Source organism: Desulfacinum hydrothermale DSM 13146, assembly GCF_900176285.1.
Classification (GTDB): Bacteria; Desulfobacterota; Syntrophobacteria; order Syntrophobacterales; family DSM-9756; genus Desulfacinum; species Desulfacinum hydrothermale.
Map to the genome: position 1 here is coordinate 1 of NZ_FWXF01000001.1, position 21,838 is coordinate 21,838.

The following is a 21,838-nucleotide window of genomic DNA, read 5'->3' on the forward strand; positions in this document are numbered from 1 at the left end:
CGTACTGGAACGAGAACTTAAGCGTGCCAAACGCCTCGTGGGCGACTTGATGATGGACAAGGAGCTGCTTGAGATGCGAGTAGCCCGGCAGGAGGGTAAGCTCCCTTTTGCACGGCAGAGGTCGAGGCGATGAGCCGGGCCTGCTCGATCTCTGTGCGGCGTCTTTATGGTAAGGCCCGGGTGTGTCGGATGTGGGGGATTCCACGTTCGACGCACTATGCGCGCCTGGAAGCTGTCCAACGCCCTACGGGCCCCTTCCGTTACCCCCATGCCTACCCGTGTTTGCCGATTCTGAACTGATGTCATCCGATCCTTTCTCCTACCCGCCCTACACAAATTAAACAAGGGGTAGGTGACTCACCTTCATTAGCACAGAGGGTCAGTGCGTAAATGCCCGGGGTGTGGCTTCGCCCCAGAAGCCTTGGGAATGGGGTGGACGGATTGGGACGTGTACTCCCGGCACAGGTAACCACATACATACATAGCTACTTGGCGAGCTTCCGAGATCTTCTTGTGGCTCGCTCTAAAACGGAGCTCTTCCATTCTCGCGCCAAAGTTGGCACAGACGGCTTCCGCAATGTGGGGAATGTCCAGCCCATCTCCGGAATGGGAGGCCCGCTTGGGCGAGCTATGGGAACATGTTGATCATGGGCAGTTTCACGCCGCGCTCCTGGGCCACCTGGATCGCCTTTTCGTAACTGGCGTCCGCATGGCGGATGACCCCCGTGGCCGGGTCGTTTCGCAGCACCGTGGTCACCCGCACCTCGCCATCGTCCGTGCCGTCGGCCACCGTCACCTGGCCGGCATGGAGGGCGTAGCCGATCCCCACGCCGCCTCCGTGATGGAAGCTCACCCAGCTGGCGCCGGAGGTGGTGTTCACCATGGCGTTCAAAAGGGGCCAGTCGGCGATGGCATCAGAGCCGTCCTTCATGGCTTCCGTTTCCCGGTTGGGTGAAGCCACCGAACCGCAGTCCAGATGATCGCGGCCGATGACGATGGGGGCCTTCACGGCGCCCTTCCGCACCAGGTCGTTGAAGATCTTTCCCGCCTTGTCCCGCTCTCCGTAGCCGAGCCAGCAGATGCGGGCGGGAAGGCCCATGTGAGCCACCCGTTCCTCGGCCATCTGAAGCCAGCGCACCATGCGGGTCTTGTGGGGAAAGGCCTCCATGAGGGCGTGATCGGTCACAATGATGTCCTGGGGATCTCCGGACAGGGCCGCCCAGCGGAAGGGACCTTCGCCTTCGCAGAAGAGGGGGCGGATGTAGGCGGGGACGAACCCGGGAAAGTCGAAGGCGTTCTTTACACCCTGTTTCAGGGCCTGGCCCCGCAGGTTGTTGCCGTAGTCGAAGGCCACGGCGCCCCGGGCCTGCATGTCCAGGATCGCCCGGCAGTGCGTGGCCATGGATTCCATGGACATCTGGATGTAGCGCTTGGGATCCGAGGTGCGCAGGGCCAGGGCTTCTTCATAGGGGAGGCCCGCCGGCACGTAGCCGTTCAGTTCGTCGTGGGCGCTCGTCTGATCGGTCACCACGTCCGGAATGAAATTCATGGCCACCATCTTGGGAAGCACTTGGGCACAATTGCCCAGAAGGCCGACGGACAGGGGCTTCTTGGCTTCGGCCGCTTCCCGGGCCATGGCCACGGCCTGGTCCAGGTCCTCCACCATGACGTCCAAATAGCGTGTGTCCAGGCGCCGTTGGATCCGATGCCGGTCCACCTCCACACAGATGACCACGCCTTCGTTCATGGTCACCGCCAGCGGCTGGGCGCCGCCCATGCCCCCCAGGCCGCCGGTCACGGTGATCTTTCCGGCCAGGGATCCCCCGAAGTGCTTTTCGGCCAGGGCGGCGAAGGTTTCGTAGGTTCCCTGCAGGATGCCCTGGGTGCCGATGTAGATCCACGACCCGGCGGTCATCTGCCCGAACATGATGAGCCCCTTGGCCTCCAGTTCATGGAAGTAGTCCCACGTGGCCCAGGCGGGAACCAGATTGGCGTTGGCGATGAGAACCCGCGGGGAAGTGGGATAGGTCTTGACGATGCCCACCGGTTTGCCCGACTGAACCAGCAGGGTCTCATCGTTTTCCAGCTCCAGGAGCGAGCGGACGAGGGCGTCGAAACATGGCCAATTGCGGGCGGCCTTGCCCGTCCCGCCATAGACGATGAGCTCGTCCGGCTTTTCGCCCGTCTCCGGGTCCAGGTTGTTGCACAGCATCCGAAGGGCCGCTTCCTGGTGCCAGCCCTTGCAATGGAGTTGGGTGCCGCGGGGTGCCTTGACCGGCCGCGGCTTGCCGCAGCCGATCTGGAGCTCTTTGAGGAGCTTTTCTTTCGCCGTGGTGCTCATGAAGTGTGTCCTCCTTTTGGGAAAGATTCACATGCCCAGCCGTCCGTCACCCGTCCTCCGGTCCTATGGCGGATGACGATCGGCGGGTTAGGGCGTAATGATGGTGGGGTCCTTCACCACTCCGTAGTAGTGGAAGGCGCCGTCCTGGACGATCTGCACTTGCACGTCTTTGACCACTTCGCCCGCCGGGGTGAAGCCCTGGACCACGCCCGTAAGGCCGTTGTAGTTCTGGGTGGCCGCCAGGGCGTCTCGAACGGCGGCGCCGTCCGTGCTTCCGGCCCGGCGGATGGCGTCACACAGGAGCATGAAGGCGTCATAGGCGGAGGCGCCCACCATGTCCGGTTCGATCTGGTAACGTTCCCGGTAGAGCTTCAGGAACTCCTGAACCTCCGGACGGGGATCGTCCCGGTTCAGGTTGGTCACGATGAGGAATCCCTCGGCGGCCTTGCCCGCGATCTCCAAAAACTTGGGCGAGTCCGCTCCTTCTTCGCCGAAGAGGGTGGCCGAGATGCCCATCTCACGGGCCTGGCTTACGATGGGACCGGTCTGAAAGTAGTAGCCGCTGGCAAAGATGAGATCCGGATCCTTTTCCTTGATGGCGGCCAGGTAGGGCTTGAAGTCCTTTTCCTTGAAGGGATAGGCCTGTTCATAGACCAGCTCCACGCCCGGTGCCTTCTTGGAAAGATATTCCTTGAAACCGGCGGCCAGGGTGCGGCCGAAGTCGTTGTCGCTGGTGATCAGGGCGATCTTCTTGGCCTTCAGTTGGTGCACGGCCACATGGGCCGCCGCCCGGCCTTCCACCATGCCCAGGAAGCCGTTTCGAAAACAGTAATCCCCCGCCTTGGTGATGTCCGGATGGACGGCATAGGCGGCGATGAAAGGAATCTCTTCTTCCTGAAAGAGGGGTGCCACCGCGCGGCTGGGGGTGCTGTAGGATCCGCCCACGACGCCCACCACCCGGTCGCGTTGGATGAGCTTCTGGGCCAGCCCCACGGCCTCCTTGCCGTCGGCCCGGTCGTCATAGGCCACCAGCTCCACCTGTTTTCCCAGGATGCCGCCCTCCTTGTTGACCTTCTCCACGGCCAGCTTCACCGAATTGAGAACGCTGGCGCCGTCGGCCGCGGCGAATCCGGTGAGCGGGGCCAGCAGGCCGATCTTGACCGTATCGGCCGCCTGAGCGGCGCCCAATGGGAAAAGCACCAAAGACAAGGCCAGGGTCCAAAGCGCGAATCTCTTCATGACAGCCACCTCCTTTGCGGAATGTGGGAAAGCTATGATGCGGACTCCAGGGGCGGTCCGCCCTGCCAAAGCGACCGTTCGGGGCCCTGCTGCCCCGTTCATTGTCGCTTTGCTTCCTCTTCCCGGGCAAGTCCCAGATAGGCCTTCCGGATGTCGGGGTTGTTCAGCAGATCCTTGGCCGGACCTTCCATCACCACCGATCCGGTTTCCAGCACATAGGCGCGGTGGGAGATTTCCAGAGACGCCCGGGCGTTTTGCTCCACCAGCAAGATGGTGAGGCCCAGGTCCCGGTTCAGGGATTGCAACAGGTCGAAGACCTGGTCCACCAGTTTGGGCATGAGCCCCATGGAGATTTCGTCCACCAGAAGGAGCCTGGGATCGGAGATGAGGGCCCGAGCGATGGCCAGCTGCTGTTGTTCGCCGCCGGAAAGGGTCTGGGCCGGCTGGTCACGGCGTTCTTCCAGGATGGGAAAAAGCTCGTAAAGCCATCGGAGGCGCCCGTCCAGGTCGATCTTTTTCCGCAGGCCGTAGGCCCCTGTCAGGAGGTTTTCAAACACGGACAGCCGGGGGAAGACCCGGGCCCGCTCGGGAACCAGGCGAATGCCTCCATGGGCCCGCTTGTGGGCGGGAACCGCTGTGATCTCCTGGCCGTGGAAGCGGATGGATCCCCTGCGAGCGGGCACCAGGCCCATGAGGCCGTTCAGGATGGAGGTCTTGCCGGCTCCGTTGGCCCCGATGATGGACACCAGTTCCCCCTCTTCCACCACAAAGTCCACCCCGTGCACGGCCCGCACATCCCCGTAGGAGATTTCCAGTCGGTTCACCTCAAGCAACACGGGAGCTCCCTCCCCGTCCCAGATAGGCTTCGATGACCCGTGGATCGCGGGCGATCTCCGCCGGAAGGCCTTCGGCGATCTTGCGGCCGTGATCCAAAACCACGATGCGGTCCGAAAGCTCCATGGCCACGCGCATGTTGTGTTCGATGAGCAGGACGGAAATGCCGTCCCGACGGATGGAGGCCACCAGATCCATGAGCGGGGCAATCTCTTCTTCGCGCAGGCCGGAAAAGGATTCATCCAGCAGAATGAGCCGGTAGCCGACCGCCAGCGCCCGGGCGATCTCCAGGCGCCGCAAGTGGCCCAGCGGCAAAAGCCCCGCCTTGCGATCCGCTTCCTTGCCCAGGCCCACCCTTTCCAGCAGCTCCATGGCCTTTTCCCTCACGGCCGTTCCCGTCCAGCTGCCGAAGGATCGGGTCAAGCTCTGGTAGCGATGGACTCCGCTGGCCACCATCACGTTGTCCAGAACACTCAGATCGGAAAAAGGCTTCACGATCTGAAAGGTTCTACCCAGCCCCAGGGAGGCCATTCGGTGGGGGGGCAGGCCGTCGGATCGGATGCCCGCAAAGTGAATCTCCCCCGCCGTGGGGGCGTACACGCCGGAGATGAGATGAAAACAGACCGTCTTACCGGCCCCGTTGGGCCCCAGCAGGCCGAGGATTTCCCGCTCGTGCAGGTCGAAGCTCACCCCGTCCACAGCCCGCAGTCCGCCGAAATGCTTGACCAAATCACGGACGCGTAAGAGCACCCCACTCATCGCGGCGCCTCCTTTCCGGGGACCAGCCTGGACAGAATGCGTCTGACCAGGCTCGCTTCACCCAACAGACCGCCGGGCTGAAAGCGGATCATGACCAGCAGAAGCAGCGTGTAGAGAAGAAAACGGATCTCCAAAAGCGGCCGGAACAGCTCCGGCAGGCTCACCAGGATCAGCGCCCCCAGCACCGGCCCCCACAACGTGCCCATCCCGCCCAAAACGATCATGGAAAGCAGCATGACCGAGACGGGAAAGCTGAAGTCGCCGGCGCTGATAAAGCGCATGAAGTGGGCATAGAGGGCGCCGCCCAGGCCGGCCATGGCCGTTCCCAGAACAAAGGCCAGCAGCTTGAACCGCACGGGAGAGATCCCCATGCTGGCCGCCGCGGTTTCATCTTCGCGGAGTGCGAAACAGGCCAGGCCCGCCCAGCTTCGAGTGAACCACCGGCAGACGAGCAGGACCAAAAGCAGGAAGACCAGGCACAGGATCAGGTAGGGCAGGCCCTTCATCTTCACATGAAAAAAGGTCACCCGAGGAATGCCGCCGATACCCAGGGCGCCGCCGAAGAAGGGGATGTAGAGGAAGACGGCTTCCACGATGAAGTTGATACCGATGGTGGTGATGGCCAGGAAATCGTCGCGCACCCGCAGGCTGGGAATGCCCAGCAAGAGGCCCACCAGGCCCGTTGTGGCGATCACCAGAGGCAAGGCGGTCCAAAAGGTGAGCCCCGCCTTGGTGGTCAGCAGTGCCGAGGCATAGGCGCCGATGCCGAAGAAGGCGGCGTGGCCCAGGGAAATTTGGCCCGCGTAGCCCACCACCACGTTGAGGCCGCAGGCGACGATGGATTGGATGGCCACCAGGGTGGCGACCGTGATGACGTACGCGTTCATGGCACCCTCACCGCGAACCGAACAGACCTTCGGAGCGCCACATGAGCACCGCGATCATGGCCAGGAAGGCCAGGGCGTCCCGGGGAAGCGGAATGTGGGCGTAGCCGATCAGGAGCGTTTCCGCAATGCCGAGGAGCAGTGAGGCCGCCACGGCGCCTGGCACGGAACCCAGACCTCCCACCACGATGATGGCCAGGGTCTTGTAAGCCGGGACGGACCCCATGGTGGAATAGACCTGGTTGTAGTAGATACCCACCAGGACGCCGGCCACAGCGGCGATGGCGGAACCGACGGCGAAGGTGAAACTGATCACCGCATGGCTGTTGATGCCCATGGCATCTGCAATGGCCAGGTCCTGGGAGACGGCCCGCATGGCCAGGCCGGTCTCCGTGCGCGTGGTGAGAAACCACAGAAAGGCCAGGATGGCCGCCGTGATGCACAGGATTCCCGTCACCGAGGAAGGCACGTCCACGCCCAGTACGTGCAGGGCCGGGAAGCGGAGTTGAGCCGGGAAGGTGAGAATGTAGGGGCCGGCCACCAGGCGGCACACTTCCTCCAAGGCCAGTAAGATGGCGATGCTGGCGATGAGCGGCACATAGGGTGGGTACTTCAGCAGAGGAAAATAGATCAGCCGTTCGATGGCCACTCCCAGGACGGCGCACCCCGCTATGGCACCTGCGCAGCCCACCAGCAGGCTTCCGGACATTTTGAAAAAGAGCAGCCCCAGGTAGGCGCCCACGGTGTAGACGGCGGCGTGCGCCACATGGAGAATGCGCAGGATGCCGTAAACCAGGGCCAAACCCAGGGTGACCAGGGCGTAGATGGATCCGATGGCCACGCCGTTTAGCAGCTGCTCCAAAAACAGATGCATGGGCGGTTTGTCCTCATTAATTATTTTTCACAAGAGTGCGTGCACCATACAGAAGGGGGCTTTCAGACGTCAAGGTTTGTGAGCAAACGTTCAAGGTGGACGAATTGACACTTATTGAACCGTCTTGATAGGTTGCGCCAACCAAGGGGGGCAACATCCATGGAAGCGAACAAGCACCGCACAGGTTCCGTGCTCGTGCTGGGGGCGGTGGCATCGGAAATCCTGCCCCTGGTCCGTCGTCTGGTCCACCCCCACCGGGAAACCACACCTTTCGGAACGGTGTGGAAAGGAACCCTGGAGGGAGTCCGGGTGGCGGCGGCGGTCACCGGGATCGGCAAGGTGAATGCCGCGGGGGCCGCCGTATGGCTCCTGGAACGGTGTCGTCCCCGGATGGTTTGCGTGGTGGGAAGTGCCGGGGCGTACCCAGGGGCTCCACTGCGAATCGGGGACGTGCTGGTGGCCTCCGAGGTGCAGGCCGGGGATGAGGGGGTATGGACCTCGGAGGGAATCCGGTCCATGCGCGCCATCGGACTTGCCCTGGCCCACCAGGAAGGCCTCCCCGTCTTCGGCCGTTTTTCCTTGCACCAAAGCCCCTGGTACCGTTGGGTTCGGGCGGTCACGCCCGAAGGGGACCTGGACACGTTTCGCCTTCGATACGGGCCACTCGTCACCGTGGGAATGGTAAGCGGTGACGAAAGAATCGCCTTGCAGCGTTTTTCCCGCTATGATGCCTGGGCGGAAGACATGGAAGGGAGCGGGGTGGTGCAGGTCTGCCTCCACTACGGGGTGCCGGTTTTGCAATGCCGGGGGATCAGTAACTGGGCCGGAACGCGGGACAAGGCTCGGTGGCGTCTGGAAGAAGCCCTGGCCCATTGCCATGAAGTCATCCAAAAGTGGTTCCAGGCCGGCTTGCCTTTGGAAAGCCCAGAAAACTCCATCGCGGTGGCCGGTGACGATCAGGCATGACGACCGGGATGGAGGCCGGGCACCGGCGCCCGAGCGCCAAGTTGAGGCGGCTGCGGCGTTGCCTCCGGCGGGGAATCGTCTTGCACGGGTCGGGGCGACGGCACGGTGCTGTTTCTCAGGGCTGGACGCCCCGTTGCCCTTTACGAGCGGTGTCCGGGGTGGTCTCTTGTTGAGCGGCCTTTTGGGGACCGCCACCCGCGAACGAATCATGGATTGAAACACACAAACCCACTTCTCAGGTGAAACGGACGGTAGCAATGGACCGACCCCTTTCTCTCGGCTATTCCCCCTGTCCCAACGACACCTTCATCTTCAGCGGCATCGCCTTGGGCCGGGTTCCGGGTTCACAACGGGTTTCCGAGCCCTTTCTGGCCGACGTGGAAGTGCTCAATCAGAAGGCACGACAGGGCGAGCTGGACGTCACCAAGATCTCCTTCAACGCCCTGGTCCACTGCCTGGACCACTACTGGTTGCTCCGTTCCGGAGGTGCCCTGGGGCGTGGCTGCGGCCCGCTCCTGGTGACCGGGAAACCCTGCACCCTGGAAGATCTTCGCCGGGCCACGGTGGCCATTCCCGGGCGCCTGACCACGGCCAACCTCTTGCTGGAGCTCCTGGGCGCCTGCCAGGGGCCGCGGGTGGAGATGTCCTTCGAACAGGTCATGCCGGCCGTGGCGTCGGGGGCGGTGGAAGCGGGCGTGGTGATTCACGAAGGGCGCTTCACCTACGAAGGCTTGGGCCTGCACCTGGCGTTGGACCTGGGGGCCTGGTGGGAAGAGACCACGGGCTTGCCCTTGCCGCTGGGGTGCATCGTCATCCGTCGCGATCTGGGCCGTGAGGCGGCTCGCCGGATGGACGAGGCCATCGTCAGCAGCCTGGACTGGGCTCGACGGCATGAAGACGAAGCGTGGCCCTACATCCGCCGGCATGCCCAGGAGATGGATCCCCAGGTGATCCATCGGCACATTGAAACCTTCGTGAACGATTTCAGCCGGAATGTGGGGCCGGAAGGAGAACAGGCCATCCGGAGGCTGCTGGAGCAAGCGGCCCGCGCGGCCGACGTGAAGATTCCGGACCGGCCCCTCTTTTGGGATTCCCAAGAACCCCGATCGCAATGAGGTTGTGTGGAGAAGATCATGACTCAGACAAAGACGAGATACTTTCTCTTTCCCCACAGTGTCTTATCGGAGCCGGCGGCCCGCTGTTGGGCCACCGTGGGTGCGGCGTTGGATTGCCTGCGCATGGTGGAGCCCGCCACCTTGCCCCCGTGGGCCGAACCTCTGTGCAACCAGCATGGGTTGGAAAAGGACGAGGGGTTTTGGGAGCGCGTGGGGGTGGTTCTGCAGGGATACCGCAGGGTGGGAACGGACTTCGGCCAAGACGGACTCATGGCCGCCCTCAGCCGCGAATGGTCGCTGGGCGAAAGCCCCGAAAGCCGCAGTCATATTCAGGCCCTGCTCAAGGGCATGGCGGCGCCGCCCGCCGATCCTGCGGAGTGGCTCCTTACGGAAGCCTGTGTCTTCCTCGAGTTGGGGCGGGAATTGGACCAGCGGGAACTGGAGCTGGTCGGAAGCCTCCAGAACGTGAGTCGCCTGGAGGGCCAGCTCTTGGAAACGCTGGGAGCGGACGAGGAAGAGGAGGACGAACTCCAACGGGCTCTGGAAACGGCCAATCCGCCCTTGAGCCCCGAATGGGGGCACTTCACTTATCTGTTGCGGCTTCGGATCGGCTTCTGGTTTCGCCTCTTCAGCCGACTGGCCCTCCAAGACGATCGGGTGGTGTTGACCGCGCTCAACCGGGACGTGGTGGACGAAGTGCTGGATCCCTTCCAGACGGAACGGGAGCGGCGAGGTGAAGCGTGGCGGCGCGACGAAAGGGTTCTCCTGGATCTGCCTCGCCTGGATCTATTGGGTCCGGAGCCTTTCCAGGATTTCCGTCTGGCGTTTCAGGAAACGGGGGCCGGGGAGCATCTGGCTCGGGCTCTGGATGCCTACGTGCAAGACGAAACGGAGGAAAACCGGAAAGCTCTGGATATGGCGGCGGATGCTCTGGAAGAGGCCGTGGGCGCGGTCCTGGAACGGGTCGGGCCCGTGGCGGGCCCAGGCGGGTACCGTCTGGTGCTGACCCGGCCCCTGGACGTGAGGCTTTCCGATGTTTGGCGCCGCTTCGACCGTCAGGGGGGGGAGGAACTGGGTGGTGACGATCGGCTCCAGGCTCCGGCCGTCTTCCTTCATGTGGAGCCGCATGGGGCTTCCTGAGGGGCCGGTCTCCTCCCTGGGCGAAGGGACCTCTGGGTCGCTTTTCGGCATCCTCGCGAGATGGAAATCCACGGTTTCCTGCCGGCTGCGGACGGCCGCTCCGGCAAAAGAGGCGATCCAGGAGTTTGTGTGAGGAAGGCTCTTTGGCTCAGGATGCCGGGAAAGACCAGATCTTTCGGATCTGCGGGGCTTCCGCCCTGGGAAGGGGGGCACCCCATGAAGTGGCAGGCAGTTTCTTCATGGCCCCTGGGACGTCCAGGGGCTTTTCCGAAGCCCTGAGGGGCTCTGCTGGTATCAGCCCGGGAGCGTCCGGGAAGGTGCATGCCGAAAAAGGCAGACGGGGGAAGAATCGATGACCGGTGAAACGGCACTGGAGCTTTTTCTGGGAACGCTGGTATGCGAGGTCAAGGCCTCCGTCGAGGCCATGGGCTTCGCCCAGGCCACCAATGCCGTTTTATCGCTCGTTGGGAAGTGGTTCGCTAAAGGTTCTCCATGAACTCGTCAGGCGTGACCCCGGCTTGCCGTAGAATGCCCCTCAACGTGCCTACAGCCAGCTCACGATGCAGAGGAACCACGCATCCGACAACGGCCTCTGGCGTGTGCTTTTTGAGCACCATGTGGCTGCCGCGTTGTCGCACTCTCTCAAAGCCCAGGCGTTCCAGTGCACGGACAACTTCTTCTCCCGATGCCCTGCGCAACTTAGGCATAGACTGCTGCCTCAAAGGTGGTCATCAATGGCCTGGAAGCGTCAGGTATGGGAAACTCTTCCAAATAGAGTTCTGTCGCTTCTTTCAGATTGGCGACGGCTTCTTCGATGGTGTATCCCTGGCTAACCGTTCCAACTTCAGGACATTCTGCCACGTATAAATCTCCTTCCTTATGGAGAACTGCTGTAAAAGTTCGTATTTCCATTTCAAACACCTCCCTGTATTGCTCTTGAAGATGTTGTCTGGGTGAGGTCATAACAGGTTGATAATAAAATGTTTTCTCACGATTTTTGTGTAGCAGCTGTGGTACGGTTGGTCAAGGTCGTTCTTACCTCGTTTTTCGGACCCGGTTGGCGTACGAATGGCGCAAATGGTTCACCAGGATGGCTTCTTTGAGTGGAGGGGCCGGATGGACATGCGGGCAAACTGCCCCTGTGACGGCTTGCCGCGGCTGTGTCCACTGCCGAAGCTTCGTGGTAAACGATGGAGGGTTCTTCCCATCGGTACTAGCCACCGTCCAACTCCTCGATGACAACCGGCCTTGAAATCCTGGTGGTGATTGTGCAATGTCTTCCACCATGGAGCATGGGGGGCTCTCTTGGATGGTGAATCGACAGAATGGGAGGTACGGGAAGCTGCGTGTCTCCGAGGGAAGAGCCCACTGCTTCCAGCACCGATACCTGATGGGTCGAACAAATGCTTGAGTTTCGGATGTGGCGGGGCCTGGCAGATGGGTTGGAAGGGATGGAAGAGGAATAAGTGTAAGTAAGGTGAGTGTCCAGCAAGGATGGGGAGGCAAGCACCAGGCTTACGGAAAGATGAACACTGTGCCTTCGTCAGCATGGTCCGGCCGTCGCAAAGCATCTTGGTGAGCAGACGGTTCACCAGGAAGGTGGGTGCGTCCTTGATCGGAAGGCTGGTCTTTTTGAGTCTTTTCGCCAGGTCGAAGGCGGCGGCAAATGTTGGGTCATTGGGCTGGGGTATCTTGAAAACCTCTTGGAACGTGAGCCGCTTGGAGGACCAATTCTTGAAAACGCCGGGAGCGTCCGGGAAGGTGCATGCCGAAAAAGGCAGACGGGGGAAGAATCGATGACCGGTGAAACGGCACTGGAGCTTTTTCTGGGAACGCTGGCAAGCGAGGTCAAGGCCTCCGTCGAGGCCATGACCCGCGACCGGATCGTGGAACGGATCTGGCGGAAGGACCACACGGTCTGGAAACCGGAACCCGAAGAAATCACCAATCGCCTGGGGTGGCTCCACGTGGCCGAGGCCATGATACCGCGCCTTCCCGAAGTGGACTCCTTTGTGGAGGAGGTGCGTTCCGCGGGCCTGACTCAGGCGGTCTTGCTGGGCATGGGCGGTTCCAGCCTGGCCCCGGAAGTCCTTGCTCGAATCTTTCCCCGGCGGCCTGGGTTTTTGGACCTCACGGTGCTGGATACCACGCATCCGGATGCCATCGCCCGGGTCCGCGATCGGCTGGACTTGAAAAGGTCCCTTTTCATCGTCGCCACCAAATCGGGCGGTACGGTGGAAACGATCTCGCTCTTCAAATACTTTTACAACCTGATGCTGGACGTCCGCCCGCCCCACCAGGTGGGAGGCCATTTCTGTGCCATCACGGATCCGGGAAGCGGGCTGGAAGAGCGGGCCCGGTCCTTGGCCTTTCGGAAGATCTTTCTCAACGACCCGGAGATCGGCGGCCGCTATTCGGCCCTGTCCTATTTCGGTCTGGTGCCCGCCGCCCTCATGGGGACGGACATTCGAACAATCCTGGAGCGGGGCCGCCGGGCCGCCCAAGCCTGCGGGGTCGCCTCTCCCGGGGGCGCCGAACCCAACCCCGGATTGCTCCTGGGTTCCGTGCTGGGCACGGCGGCCCGGGCCGGGCGCGACAAGATGACCTTGATGGTAGATCCACTGCTCGCCAACTTGGCCGATTGGGTGGAACAGTTGGTGGCTGAAAGTACGGGAAAGGAGGGGCGGGGGATCCTGCCCGTGGCGGGTGAGCCCCTGGGCCCGCCGGATGTGTACGGAGATGACCGGGTTTTTGTCTGGGTGGGAGCCGGAAAGGGTGGCTCTTGGCAAGGGCTCGAGGCGCTCCGTGAAGCGGGGTTTCCGTGCGTTGGCATCACCGTCGGCGACCCCCACGACGTGGGGGCTCTTTTCTTCGTGTGGGAATTTGCCACCGCCGTGGCCGCTCACCTTCTGGGTGTGAATCCCTTCGATCAGCCCAACGTGGAATCGGCCAAAATACAGGCCAAAAAGATGCTGGGGGCTTATCGGGAATCGGGAACGCTTCCTCGGCTTCCCGCGACCGCCGAACAGGAAGGCCTTCAGGTGCTGGGCCACAGCCCCGCCGCCACGCCCGCCGACGCGCTGAGGCGGTTTGTGGATCACGTATCCCAGGGAGGGTACGTGGCCATTCAGGCCTACGTGCCCCCAGACCAAGAAACGGATAGAAGCCTGGGGCGCCTTCAAAAGACGTTGCGCAATCGCACGCGAAAGGCCGTCACCGTGGGCTACGGCCCTCGGTTTCTCCACTCCACGGGCCAGCTCCACAAAGGAGATGCCGGCAAGGGAAGTTTTATCCAGATAAGCAGTGACATTTCCCGGGACGTTCCCATTCCCGATGCTCCCGGTGAGCCCGCCTCCAGCGTCACCTTCGGGGCGCTCATTGCCGCCCAGGCCCACGGCGACCGGGAAGCTCTTCTGCAAGCGGGCCGCCCCGTGCTCCGCCTCCATGTGACGCGCAAGGTGGCGGAAGCCCTGGACCGGTTGTGCGAACATCTCGATTAGGCGGGCGTACCCGTCCGCCATGCCCGCCTCGAAGCGCGTCCGAGAGCGGTTCTCCGGCTCAAGACGCCGCGAAATTTCCATCCCCTTCGTCGGAGGCTGTCTGCCAATGGCCTCTTGGCCTTTTGGGCCTTTCGCACAAATGCAATTCAACTGTGCTATGCGATGTTTTTTTGAGCCTTGTGGGGGCGGGTTCGGAACCCGCCCCTGGCTCCCGCAAAGTTGGGCCGGCCGCACGGGCGCGCAGGGAGGAATTTAGGCGTTCTCGGACTGACTCCCAGCCGCGGGGCCAAAGCTCCGCGGTCAGGGGCCATGGTCATCCCTTGAAGTGGCAGGCCAGACCCGATGGCCCCGGAAACGACCGGGAGCTCTCCCGCGGCCCCGGCGCGCTGGGCCGCGACAAAGGGGCGTGCTCTCAGCGTCTTTGGACTCCGGGCTGGGGACGGCTCATGGGCGGCAGTCTGTGGGGCCTGCGGGGAAGGCGGAAGTGAGGTTGGGGAGGGCTTGATGACCTTGTTGGCCGCTGGGCCTTTTCGGCGGCCGTGACGGAAAGTTTCGCTCTTCAGAAACCTGCGGAACACCAATGGCTTTGATTCAAGTGGTGCCTGTTGAGATGTTTCCTTTCTTGACTGTTTCACCAGAAAATGATACCCCAATCAAGATTTCTCGTACGGGAGTTTGAATTCGGTATCCATAACTCCGTACGGGATCCCGCCTCCAATGGAACAAAAGCCCAGCGAAAGGCCCGGCAGGCTGTTCAAGTTTGGAAGGTGCTCATTGCCTCCCAGGTCGGCGCGAAAGGGGATCCGGCCGGGGACTGTGGGGGCTGGGACCCGGATGAGCGACCACAAGCACATACAACAGGGAGGGTAGCATGGAAAGGCTGAGAAAACTGGAGAGGCTGTTGGCCCAGGGCAAGGTGAGCCGTCGGGATTTCATCAAGCAGGTGTCGGCATTGGGTTTGACAACCGCCGTGTCTCCCCTGTTGTTCCAGGGGGTGGCCCGTGCGGAAACGCCCAAAAAGGGCGGCCGTCTGCGTGTGGGGATTTCGGGCGGTTCCACAACGGACTCTCTGGATCCGGCCACCATCACGGATATGATGATGCAGGTCTTCAACACGTCCCTGCGCAACAACCTGGTGGAAATCGATGCGGACAATCGGGCCATCCCCGAGCTGGCTGAAAGCTGGGAGGCCTCTCCGGATGCCAAGAAATGGGTGTTCAAGCTCCGCAAAGGGGTGGAATTTCACAACGGCAAAACCATGGACGCCCAGGATGTGATCTACTCCATCAACCATCACCGCGGGGAAGGAACCAAATCGGCGGCCAAGGCCCTGCTGGAGCCCATCCAGGAAATCAAGGCCGACGGCAAGGATACCGTCGTCTTCATCCTCAAAAGCGGAAATGCGGACTTTCCCTATGTTTTGAGCGATTACCACCTGAGCATCGGCCCGGCGGGAACCGATTTTCTGGATGGTGTGGGCACAGGCGGCTACATCTTGAAGGATTACGAGCCGGGCGTGCGGGGATTTGCGGTGCGAAATCCCAACTTCTTCAAGGAAAACCGGGCCCACTTCGATGAGGTGGAAGTCATTTGCATCAACGATGTCAATGCCCGGACCAATGCGCTCAAAACGGGCCAGGTGGATGTGATCAACCGGTGCGAGCTCAAGACGGTGCATCTGCTCAAGCGCATGCCGGGCATCCAGGTCATGGAGCAGCACGGGTTCAAGCATTACACCTTTGCCATGTTGTGTGACGTGGCACCTTACAACGACAACAACGTGCGTATGGCCCTGAAGCACGCCATCGACCGGGAGCAGATGGTCAAGACCATCCTGCGCGGCTACGGCGAAGTGGGCAACGATCACCCCATCGCCAAGGCCAATCGGTACCACGCCTCCGAATTGCCCCAGCGCCGATACGATCCGGACAAGGCCAAGTTCTACCTGAAGAAGGCGGGCCTGAGTTCGGCGGTGTTCAAACTGCACGTGTCCGATGCGGCGTTCCAGGGGAGCGCGGATGCCGGGGTCCTCTACCGGGAAAGCGCCTCCAAGGCGGGGATCCAGATTGACGTGGTCCGGGAGCCCAGCGACGGTTACTGGAGCAACGTGTGGATGAAGAAACCATGGTGCGCCGTTTTCTGGGGCGGACGGCCCACGGAAGACATGATGTTCACCACGGCCTACGCCGCGGACGCGCCTTGGAACGACACGCACTGGAAGAACAAGCGCTTCAACGAGCTGCTGGTGGCGGCTCGGGCCGAGCTGGACGAAAAGAAGCGGCGCGAGATGTATGTGGAGATGCAACAGCTGGTGCGCGACGATGGCGGTGTGGTGGTGCCCATGTTCCCGGCGGACCTTTCGGCCGCCACCGACAAGATCCGCCACGGCAAGCTGGCCGTCAACTGGGAGCTGGACGGCTTCCGGCTGACCGAGCGCTGGTGGTTCGCCTAACGGGCGGTGGCAAAGCGTGGGCGCGGAACGTCCCGTAACAGCGGGACGTTCCGCGGCGTGAAAGGACCGCACCGAAGGGTTGCGATAAAGGCGGCCTTCCCCAACGACCGTGGATGACGGCTGGAAGGGAGGCAAGGGTTGGGGGCAACTGCCTCCCCCAGGACTGCGAGGAATCGGTTCGAGGCGCCCGGGTGGGGAGGTCGCCCTGCCCGGGTTGTTGCGCCAGAAGGGCCGTTTGAAAAAGGGCCGTTCTGGGAAAACGGTTGTGTTGCGAGGGAAGGTGAAGGAGGCCGAGAGGCGGCGGGGCATGGAACAGGCGGGTGTGTGGCCCCGTCGCGGAAGGCGGATATGGGAGAACCATGAGTCCACTGAAGGAACTACTTCTAAAACGCATTGCTTTTGGAGCCTTGACCCTGATCGTCATCTCCGTGCTCATCTTCGTGGGCGTGGAGCTGCTGCCGGGGGACCTGGCGCAAGCGGTCTTGGGCCAGAGCGCCACGCCCGAGACCGTGGCGGCTTTTCGCAAGGAGCTCAAGCTGGACTTGCCTCCCCACGTGCGCTACTTCGCCTGGCTGTCGGACTTTGTGCAGGGCGACTTCGGCAATTCGCTGGCCAACGGCCGGCCCATCGCCGGGCTGATCGGGTGGCGTTTTGCCAATACGATCTTTCTGGCGGCCACGGCGGCGGCCATCGCCGTTCCTCTTTCCATCTTGCTGGGGATCCTGGCGGCCTTATACCGCAACAGCCTTTTCGACCGGATAATTTCCATCGTCACCCTCAGCATGATCTCCTTTCCGGAATTTTTCATCGCCTACATCCTCATCGCCTTCTTGTCGGTCAAGCTGGGGCTTTTCCCCAGCATGGCGAGCATCAACGACCGGATGTCCTTGTGGGATAAGTTGTACATGATCATCCTACCCTGCGCGACCCTCACCATGGTGGTGACTGCCCACATGATGCGCCAGACCCGGGCCTCCATCATTAACATCCTGGGTACCTCCTTCATCGAGATGGCCCGGCTCAAGGGGTTGAAGCGCCTGCGGGTGGTGGTCTTGCACGCCTTTCCCAACGCTCTTTCGCCTGTCATCAACGTGGTGGCCATCAATCTGGCCTATCTGGTGGTGGGCGTGGTGATCGTGGAAGTGGTTTTCGTCTATCCCGGTCTGGGACAGCTCCTGGTGGATTCCGTATCCAAGCGGGACATCCCCGTGGTACAGGCGGCGGGGCTCATCTTCGCCACCACCTACGTGATCCTCAATCTCCTGGCGGATATCCTGGCGATCCTCAGTAACCCGCGACTGCGAAGTCCGAAGTAGAAATAGGGATAGGCACCGAATGGCTTTCTGGAACTTGATACGACAATCACCGTGGAGTGCCCGCGTCGGGCTGGCGATCATCGCCTTGAACATCTTTGCGGCGGTTTTTGCCCCGGTCATCGCTCCTTACGGGGAGACGGAAGTGGTGGGGGACGTGTGGGCCCCCAAAAGTCCGGAGCACCTGCTGGGGACGGACCAGATCGGCAGAGATCTGCTGACCCGGTTGCTCTACGGAGCGCGAAACACCATTGCTCTGGCGTTTGTCACCACCGCCCTCTCCTTTCTGTTGGGATCGTTGTGCGGCTTTTTTGCCGCCACACTGGGCGGTTGGGTGGACATGTTGTTGAGCCGCATCATGGATATCATCATGGCCTTTCCCACCTTGATCTTTGCCCTCATGGTGTTGTCCGTGGTGGGAACTTCCATCCCGGCCATGATCGTGGTCATCGCCCTGCTGGATTCCACCCGGGTCTTTCGGCTTTCCCGGGCGGTGGCCATGGATATTGAGGTGATGGAATTTGTGGAGGCCGCACGGCTGAGGGGCGAGGGGATCTGGTGGGTGATGCGCCACGAGATCCTTCCCAACGCCATGCCGCCGCTGGTAGCGGAATTTGGCCTGCGATTCTGTTTCGTCTTCCTTTTCGTGGCGTCTCTTAGCTTTCTGGGACTGGGAATTCAGCCGCCCACGGCCGACTGGGGAAGCATGGTCCGGGAAAACGCCGGCGCCATCACCTTCGGCATCTTCATCCCCCTGTGGCCTGCTGGGGCCATCGCGCTGCTCACCGTGGGGGTGAACCTGGTCGTGGATTGGTTTCTGCACATCGCCAGCGGCCTGAAAGAGTAAAACCTGATCGACGGAGGACCTATGGGTCATTTGCTGAAAATGACAAACGTTGTAATCGAAGGCCTTTCCGGAACGGAATGGACGCCCATCGTCAAGGGCGTGGATCTGCATCTCAATCGCGGCGAGGTGCTGGGCCTCATCGGCGAGTCCGGCGCGGGAAAATCCACCCTGGGACTGGCCTCCATGGCCTACACCCGCCAGGGATGCCGCATCGCGTCGGGCTCCATCGTCTTCGATGGAATGGAACTGACCACGGCCCCCCGACACGTGCTCCGCAACATCCGGGGAGTCCGCATCGCTTACGTGGCGCAGAGCGCCGCCGCCGCGTTCAACCCAGCGCACACGCTCTTGAAGCAATGCGTGGAGGCGCCGGTCCAGCACGGCCTCATGAGCTATCAGGAGGCGGCGGAAAAGACGGTGGAAACCTACAAGCGTCTTTTGCTGCCGGATCCTGAACAGATTGGATACCGCTACCCGCACCAGGTTTCCGGCGGGCAGCTCCAGCGGGCCATGGTGGCCATGGCCATGGCCTGTCAGCCGGACATCATCATCTTCGACGAGCCCACCACGGCGCTGGACGTGACCACTCAGATCGAGGTGCTCACGGCCATCAAGGAAATCACGCGCCAGTTCCGAACGGCCGCCATCTACATCACCCACGACCTGGCGGTGGTGGCCCAGCTGGCGGACCGGATCATGGTGTTGCGCTACGGCGAGCTGGTGGAGGAGGGGGAAACCCGGCAGATGCTGGCCCATCCCAAAGAGGAATACACCCGGGCGCTTCTGTCCGTTCGCAAGCAGCAAAAGCCATCCAGCCCCGCCGCCCTCAAGGAAAAGCCCCTGTTGGAGGTGGAAGGGGTGCGGGCCAGCTACACCAAGGGCGTGGAGGTACTCCACGACGTTCAAGTGAGGGTGAAGCCGCGCACCACGGTGGCCGTGGTGGGAGAATCGGGGAGTGGCAAGAGCACGTTGGCCAGGGTCATCACGGGGCTTTTGCCGCCGACCAAGGGCCGGATCGTCTTCGACGGTCAGGAGCTGTCGGCGGATCTGAAGAGCCGGAGCCGGGATGTGCTGCGGCGACTCCAGATGATCTACCAGATGCCCGATACGGCCCTGAATCCCCGGCAAAAACTTCGCACGGTGCTCGGCCGTCCGCTGGAGTTCTACTTCGGGATGCAGGGAAAAGAGAAGACGGATCGCATCGTGGAACTCCTGGAGATGGTGGAATTGCCCCCCGAGTACATCGACCGTTATCCCACGGAGCTCTCCGGAGGAGAAAAGCAGCGGGTATGCATCGCCCGGGCCCTGGCCGCCGAGCCGGATCTCATCATCTGCGATGAAGTGACCTCGGCGCTGGACCAACTGGTGGCCGAAGGGGTTCTCAAGCTGCTCCAAAGACTTCAGGACAAACTGGGCATCTCCTATCTGTTCATCACCCACGACCTGGCCACGGTGAAGGCCATCGCGGACGAGATCGTGGTCATGTGTCAAGGACGTGTGGTGGAACAGGGGATCAAGGAAGAGATCCTCACCCCGCCCCATCATGAATACACGGAGCTTCTTTTGTCCTCGGTGCCCGAAATGGATCCGGACTGGCTGGACAATCTCTTGGCCAGGAGGGCCAGAAGACGGGCCCGGAAACCCTCGGATCAGGGACCCAGAAAGCCCATGCGACAGCCGGCTCCCGCGGCGGCCTCTTTCAACCGATAGGCGGCCCCTTCCGGAACGCCCCAGTCGGCTCTCATGAGAAAGGTTTCTGCCCCAAACCGGTGAAGGGATCTTCCCTCGTTACCAAACCGCGGGGCTTCCGCCCCGCGGGAAAGATTCATCAAAACCTGGGCAAAGGACAGTCATTGCTCCATGTCTCCGGCAACGTCCGGGGGCACTTCCCAGCCCGAAAGGCCGCGCCGGGGCGAAGCCCTCATCCCCAGCGCTTGCTGGCAAGCCCTTGGGGGAGCGCTTCCAGGAGCGGCCCCGGGAGCTTGTCCGAGAACGCCCAGGCTGCTTCCTTCTTGTGCCGGACGGAAGGCTGGGGCTACCAGCCGGGCCCGTGCTGCTGGCCTGGTCAGGCCGCCGTCGGAGCGGGTTTCGAACCCGTACCGACAAAGCTCAAAAAAACATCACCCGGCACCGTTGAATTGCATTTGTCAGAAAGGCCCAAAAGGCCAAAAGATCCTTGTCAGACAGCCTCCTGGGCCGCACTTTCCATGGCCCAAGACGTACGGGCTCACTCCCCAAAGACCTGCCGGAAGATGGTATCCACATGCTTCAGGTAATAGCCCAGGTCGAAGAGTTTTTCCAGTTCGCCCTCGCTCAGGTGCGCGGCGACTTCCGGGTCCGCCTTGAGCCGGTCTTTCAGGTTCCCGCCTTCGTTCCAGACGGACATGGCGTTTCGCTGCACCAGCCGGTAGGCGTCTTCGCGCGTGAGACCTTTGTTCACCAGGGCCAGAAGCACGCGTTGGGAATAGAGCAAGCCGCCGGTGATTTCCATGTTGCGCCGCATGTTTTCAGGATAAGCCACCAGCTTGTCCAGGACCCGCGTGAGGCGGTTGAGCATGTAGTCCAGGAGGATGGTGGAATCCGGCCCGATGACTCTTTCCACGGAGGAATGGCTGATGTCCCTTTCGTGCCACAGGGCCACGTTTTCCATGGCCGCCAGCGCGTTGCCCCGCAGGACCCGGGCGAGACCGGAAAGATTTTCCGATGCGATGGGGTTGCGCTTGTGGGGCATGGCCGATGAGCCCTTCTGGCCCGGAGCGAAGTATTCCTCCGCCTCGCGCACTTCCGTCCTTTGAAGGTGCCGGATTTCCACGGCGATCTTTTCGATGCTCGCCCCGATGATGGCCAGAGTCGTGAAGAATTCCGCGTAACGATCCCTTTGAATCACCTGCGTGCTGACGGGCGCCGGTTCAAGGCCCAGGCGGCGGCACACCCGTTTTTCGATGTCCGGATCGATGTTGGCGTAGGTCCCCACTGCCCCGGAGATCTTCCCCACCCGCATGGTTTCCGCGGCCCTTTCCAGACGGGCGCGGTTGCGCTGCATCTCCGCATACCACAGGGCCCATTTGAGGCCGAAGGTGACGGGTTCGGCATGGATGCCATGGGAACGGCCCATCATGACCGTGTCCTTGAACTGGAAGGCGCGGCGCTTGAGGACCTCCAGCAAACGGTCCATGTCGTCCAGAAGCCGTTCGGAGGCCTCCTTGAAAAGGAGTGCGTTGGCCGTGTCCAGCACGTCCGAAGAGGTGAGGCCTTGGTGGATGAACCGGCTGGCCGGACCCACGTGTTCCGCCACACAGGTGAGAAAGGCGATGACGTCGTGCTGGGTTTCCTGTTCGATCTCGTCGATCCTTTCCACCGAGAAGGCCGCCTTCCTGCGGATCTGGTCCATGGCTTCGGGCGGGATCTCCCCCCTTTCGGCCCGGGCTTCGCAAACGGCCAGTTCCACGTCCAACCACTTGCGGTACTTGTTTTCCTGGGTCCAGATGCGGCCCATTTCCGGGCGCGTGTAGCGTTGGATCATCGGTTTTTGTTCCTTTCTTTCCGGTTGTTCCTTACCCGACCGATGCCGCCT

At 62.0% G+C, this 21,838-nt stretch carries 19 protein-coding genes; 9 read left to right on the forward strand and 10 right to left on the reverse strand.

Going from position 1 to position 21,838, the window contains the following annotated elements; all coding sequences use genetic code 11:
* Positions 1-366: 366 nt before the first annotated feature.
* The 7 genes from B9A12_RS17915 to B9A12_RS00040 all read right to left on the reverse strand — a co-directional run bounded on the left by B9A12_RS17915 (position 367) and on the right by B9A12_RS00040 (position 6,931).
* Positions 367-594: a helix-turn-helix domain-containing protein gene (locus B9A12_RS17915; protein WP_425430175.1), complete on the reverse strand. Its 228-nt coding sequence runs from the start codon at positions 592-594 to the stop codon at positions 367-369.
* Between the two features lie 34 nt (positions 595-628).
* On the reverse strand, positions 629-2,341 hold the full coding sequence (hutU, locus tag B9A12_RS00015; RefSeq protein WP_084055501.1) for a urocanate hydratase: 1,713 nt from the start codon (positions 2,339-2,341) through the stop codon (positions 629-631).
* Positions 2,342-2,428: 87 nt separating this feature from the next.
* Positions 2,429-3,580 (reverse strand): ABC transporter substrate-binding protein, encoded by a 1,152-nt coding sequence (locus B9A12_RS00020; protein WP_084055502.1) that lies wholly within the window; start codon positions 3,578-3,580, stop codon positions 2,429-2,431.
* A gap of 98 nt (positions 3,581-3,678) precedes the next feature.
* Positions 3,679-4,416, reverse strand: a complete 738-nt coding sequence (locus B9A12_RS00025; RefSeq protein ID WP_139796407.1) for an ABC transporter ATP-binding protein — start codon at positions 4,414-4,416, stop codon at positions 3,679-3,681.
* Positions 4,406-5,173, reverse strand: coding sequence for an ABC transporter ATP-binding protein (locus B9A12_RS17180; RefSeq protein ID WP_084055504.1), 768 nt, complete (start codon positions 5,171-5,173; stop codon positions 4,406-4,408). Before B9A12_RS17180 ends, B9A12_RS00025 begins: the two co-directional genes overlap by 11 nt.
* Positions 5,170-6,060 (reverse strand): branched-chain amino acid ABC transporter permease, encoded by an 891-nt coding sequence (locus B9A12_RS00035; RefSeq protein WP_084055505.1) that lies wholly within the window; start codon positions 6,058-6,060, stop codon positions 5,170-5,172. Before B9A12_RS00035 ends, B9A12_RS17180 begins: the two co-directional genes overlap by 4 nt.
* A gap of 7 nt (positions 6,061-6,067) precedes the next feature.
* Positions 6,068-6,931 (reverse strand): branched-chain amino acid ABC transporter permease, encoded by an 864-nt coding sequence (locus B9A12_RS00040; RefSeq protein WP_084055506.1) that lies wholly within the window; start codon positions 6,929-6,931, stop codon positions 6,068-6,070.
* A gap of 159 nt (positions 6,932-7,090) precedes the next feature.
* On the opposite strand from B9A12_RS00040, the gene mqnB reads away from it, so the two are divergent.
* The 4 genes from mqnB (at position 7,091) to B9A12_RS16820 (ending at position 10,648) form a co-directional block, all read left to right on the forward strand.
* Positions 7,091-7,897: a futalosine hydrolase gene (gene mqnB, locus B9A12_RS00045; RefSeq protein ID WP_084055507.1), complete on the forward strand. Its 807-nt coding sequence runs from the start codon at positions 7,091-7,093 to the stop codon at positions 7,895-7,897.
* A gap of 257 nt (positions 7,898-8,154) precedes the next feature.
* Positions 8,155-9,012 (forward strand): 1,4-dihydroxy-6-naphtoate synthase, encoded by an 858-nt coding sequence (locus B9A12_RS00050; protein ID WP_084055508.1) that lies wholly within the window; start codon positions 8,155-8,157, stop codon positions 9,010-9,012.
* 18 nt (positions 9,013-9,030) lie between these two features.
* Positions 9,031-10,152 carry a hypothetical protein gene (locus tag B9A12_RS00055; RefSeq protein ID WP_139796408.1) on the forward strand — a complete coding sequence of 374 codons (1,122 nt, stop codon included), beginning with the start codon at positions 9,031-9,033 and terminating at the stop codon, positions 10,150-10,152.
* Positions 10,153-10,504: 352 nt separating this feature from the next.
* Entirely contained in the window at positions 10,505-10,648 is a 144-nt protein-coding gene (locus B9A12_RS16820; RefSeq protein WP_170920226.1) for a hypothetical protein, read from the forward strand.
* Here the strand turns inward: B9A12_RS16820 and B9A12_RS17835 are convergent.
* Together B9A12_RS17835 and B9A12_RS00070 are read right to left on the reverse strand one after the other, a co-directional pair.
* Entirely contained in the window at positions 10,632-10,859 is a 228-nt protein-coding gene (locus B9A12_RS17835) for a type II toxin-antitoxin system HicA family toxin (RefSeq protein WP_084055511.1), read from the reverse strand. The genes B9A12_RS16820 and B9A12_RS17835 overlap by 17 nt on opposite strands.
* Positions 10,852-11,064: a type II toxin-antitoxin system HicB family antitoxin gene (locus tag B9A12_RS00070; RefSeq protein WP_170920227.1), complete on the reverse strand. Its 213-nt coding sequence runs from the start codon at positions 11,062-11,064 to the stop codon at positions 10,852-10,854. The genes B9A12_RS17835 and B9A12_RS00070 overlap by 8 nt, the downstream gene beginning before the upstream one ends.
* Before the next feature lie 884 nt (positions 11,065-11,948).
* On the opposite strand from B9A12_RS00070, the gene B9A12_RS00080 reads away from it, so the two are divergent.
* The 5 genes from B9A12_RS00080 (at position 11,949) to B9A12_RS00100 (ending at position 19,974) form a co-directional block, all read left to right on the forward strand.
* On the forward strand, positions 11,949-13,652 hold the full coding sequence (locus B9A12_RS00080; RefSeq protein ID WP_084055513.1) for a hypothetical protein: 1,704 nt from the start codon (positions 11,949-11,951) through the stop codon (positions 13,650-13,652).
* An 871-nt stretch (positions 13,653-14,523) separates the two neighbouring features.
* Entirely contained in the window at positions 14,524-16,104 is a 1,581-nt protein-coding gene (locus B9A12_RS00085) for an ABC transporter substrate-binding protein (RefSeq protein WP_084055514.1), read from the forward strand.
* Between the two features lie 359 nt (positions 16,105-16,463).
* A complete protein-coding gene (locus B9A12_RS00090) occupies positions 16,464-17,420 on the forward strand; it encodes an ABC transporter permease (RefSeq protein ID WP_084055950.1) in 957 nt (318 codons plus the stop codon).
* 19 nt (positions 17,421-17,439) lie between these two features.
* Entirely contained in the window at positions 17,440-18,264 is an 825-nt protein-coding gene (locus B9A12_RS00095; RefSeq protein WP_084055515.1) for an ABC transporter permease, read from the forward strand.
* Between the two features lie 21 nt (positions 18,265-18,285).
* Positions 18,286-19,974, forward strand: a complete 1,689-nt coding sequence (locus tag B9A12_RS00100) for an ABC transporter ATP-binding protein (protein ID WP_084055516.1) — start codon at positions 18,286-18,288, stop codon at positions 19,972-19,974.
* Positions 19,975-20,491: 517 nt separating this feature from the next.
* On the opposite strand, the gene purB is transcribed toward B9A12_RS00100, so the two are convergent.
* On the reverse strand, positions 20,492-21,787 hold the full coding sequence (gene purB / locus B9A12_RS00105; protein WP_084055517.1) for an adenylosuccinate lyase: 1,296 nt from the start codon (positions 21,785-21,787) through the stop codon (positions 20,492-20,494).
* Positions 21,788-21,838: the final 51 nt, after the last annotated feature.

Excerpts from the sequence above, each read along its gene's own strand:
- B9A12_RS00100 (WP_084055516.1), top strand. The coding sequence starts at position 18,286 with ATGGGTCATTTGCTGAAAATGACAAACGTTGTAATCGAAGGCCTTTCC.
- B9A12_RS00020 (WP_084055502.1), bottom strand. The coding sequence starts at position 3,580 with ATGAAGAGATTCGCGCTTTGGACCCTGGCCTTGTCTTTGGTGCTTTTC.
- B9A12_RS00085 (WP_084055514.1), top strand. The coding sequence starts at position 14,524 with ATGGAAAGGCTGAGAAAACTGGAGAGGCTGTTGGCCCAGGGCAAGGTG.
- B9A12_RS00035 (WP_084055505.1), bottom strand. The coding sequence starts at position 6,060 with ATGAACGCGTACGTCATCACGGTCGCCACCCTGGTGGCCATCCAATCC.
- B9A12_RS17180 (WP_084055504.1), bottom strand. The coding sequence starts at position 5,173 with ATGAGTGGGGTGCTCTTACGCGTCCGTGATTTGGTCAAGCATTTCGGC.
- B9A12_RS00070 (WP_170920227.1), bottom strand. The coding sequence starts at position 11,064 with ATGGAAATACGAACTTTTACAGCAGTTCTCCATAAGGAAGGAGATTTA.
- B9A12_RS00095 (WP_084055515.1), top strand. The coding sequence starts at position 17,440 with ATGGCTTTCTGGAACTTGATACGACAATCACCGTGGAGTGCCCGCGTC.
- B9A12_RS00090 (WP_084055950.1), top strand. The coding sequence starts at position 16,464 with ATGAGTCCACTGAAGGAACTACTTCTAAAACGCATTGCTTTTGGAGCC.
- hutU (WP_084055501.1), bottom strand. The coding sequence starts at position 2,341 with ATGAGCACCACGGCGAAAGAAAAGCTCCTCAAAGAGCTCCAGATCGGC.
- B9A12_RS00055 (WP_139796408.1), top strand. The coding sequence starts at position 9,031 with ATGACTCAGACAAAGACGAGATACTTTCTCTTTCCCCACAGTGTCTTA.
- mqnB (WP_084055507.1), top strand. The coding sequence starts at position 7,091 with ATGGAAGCGAACAAGCACCGCACAGGTTCCGTGCTCGTGCTGGGGGCG.
- B9A12_RS00040 (WP_084055506.1), bottom strand. The coding sequence starts at position 6,931 with ATGCATCTGTTTTTGGAGCAGCTGCTAAACGGCGTGGCCATCGGATCC.
- purB (WP_084055517.1), bottom strand. The coding sequence starts at position 21,787 with ATGATCCAACGCTACACGCGCCCGGAAATGGGCCGCATCTGGACCCAG.
- B9A12_RS00050 (WP_084055508.1), top strand. The coding sequence starts at position 8,155 with ATGGACCGACCCCTTTCTCTCGGCTATTCCCCCTGTCCCAACGACACC.
- B9A12_RS17835 (WP_084055511.1), bottom strand. The coding sequence starts at position 10,859 with ATGCCTAAGTTGCGCAGGGCATCGGGAGAAGAAGTTGTCCGTGCACTG.
- B9A12_RS00080 (WP_084055513.1), top strand. The coding sequence starts at position 11,949 with ATGACCGGTGAAACGGCACTGGAGCTTTTTCTGGGAACGCTGGCAAGC.
- B9A12_RS16820 (WP_170920226.1), top strand. The coding sequence starts at position 10,505 with ATGACCGGTGAAACGGCACTGGAGCTTTTTCTGGGAACGCTGGTATGC.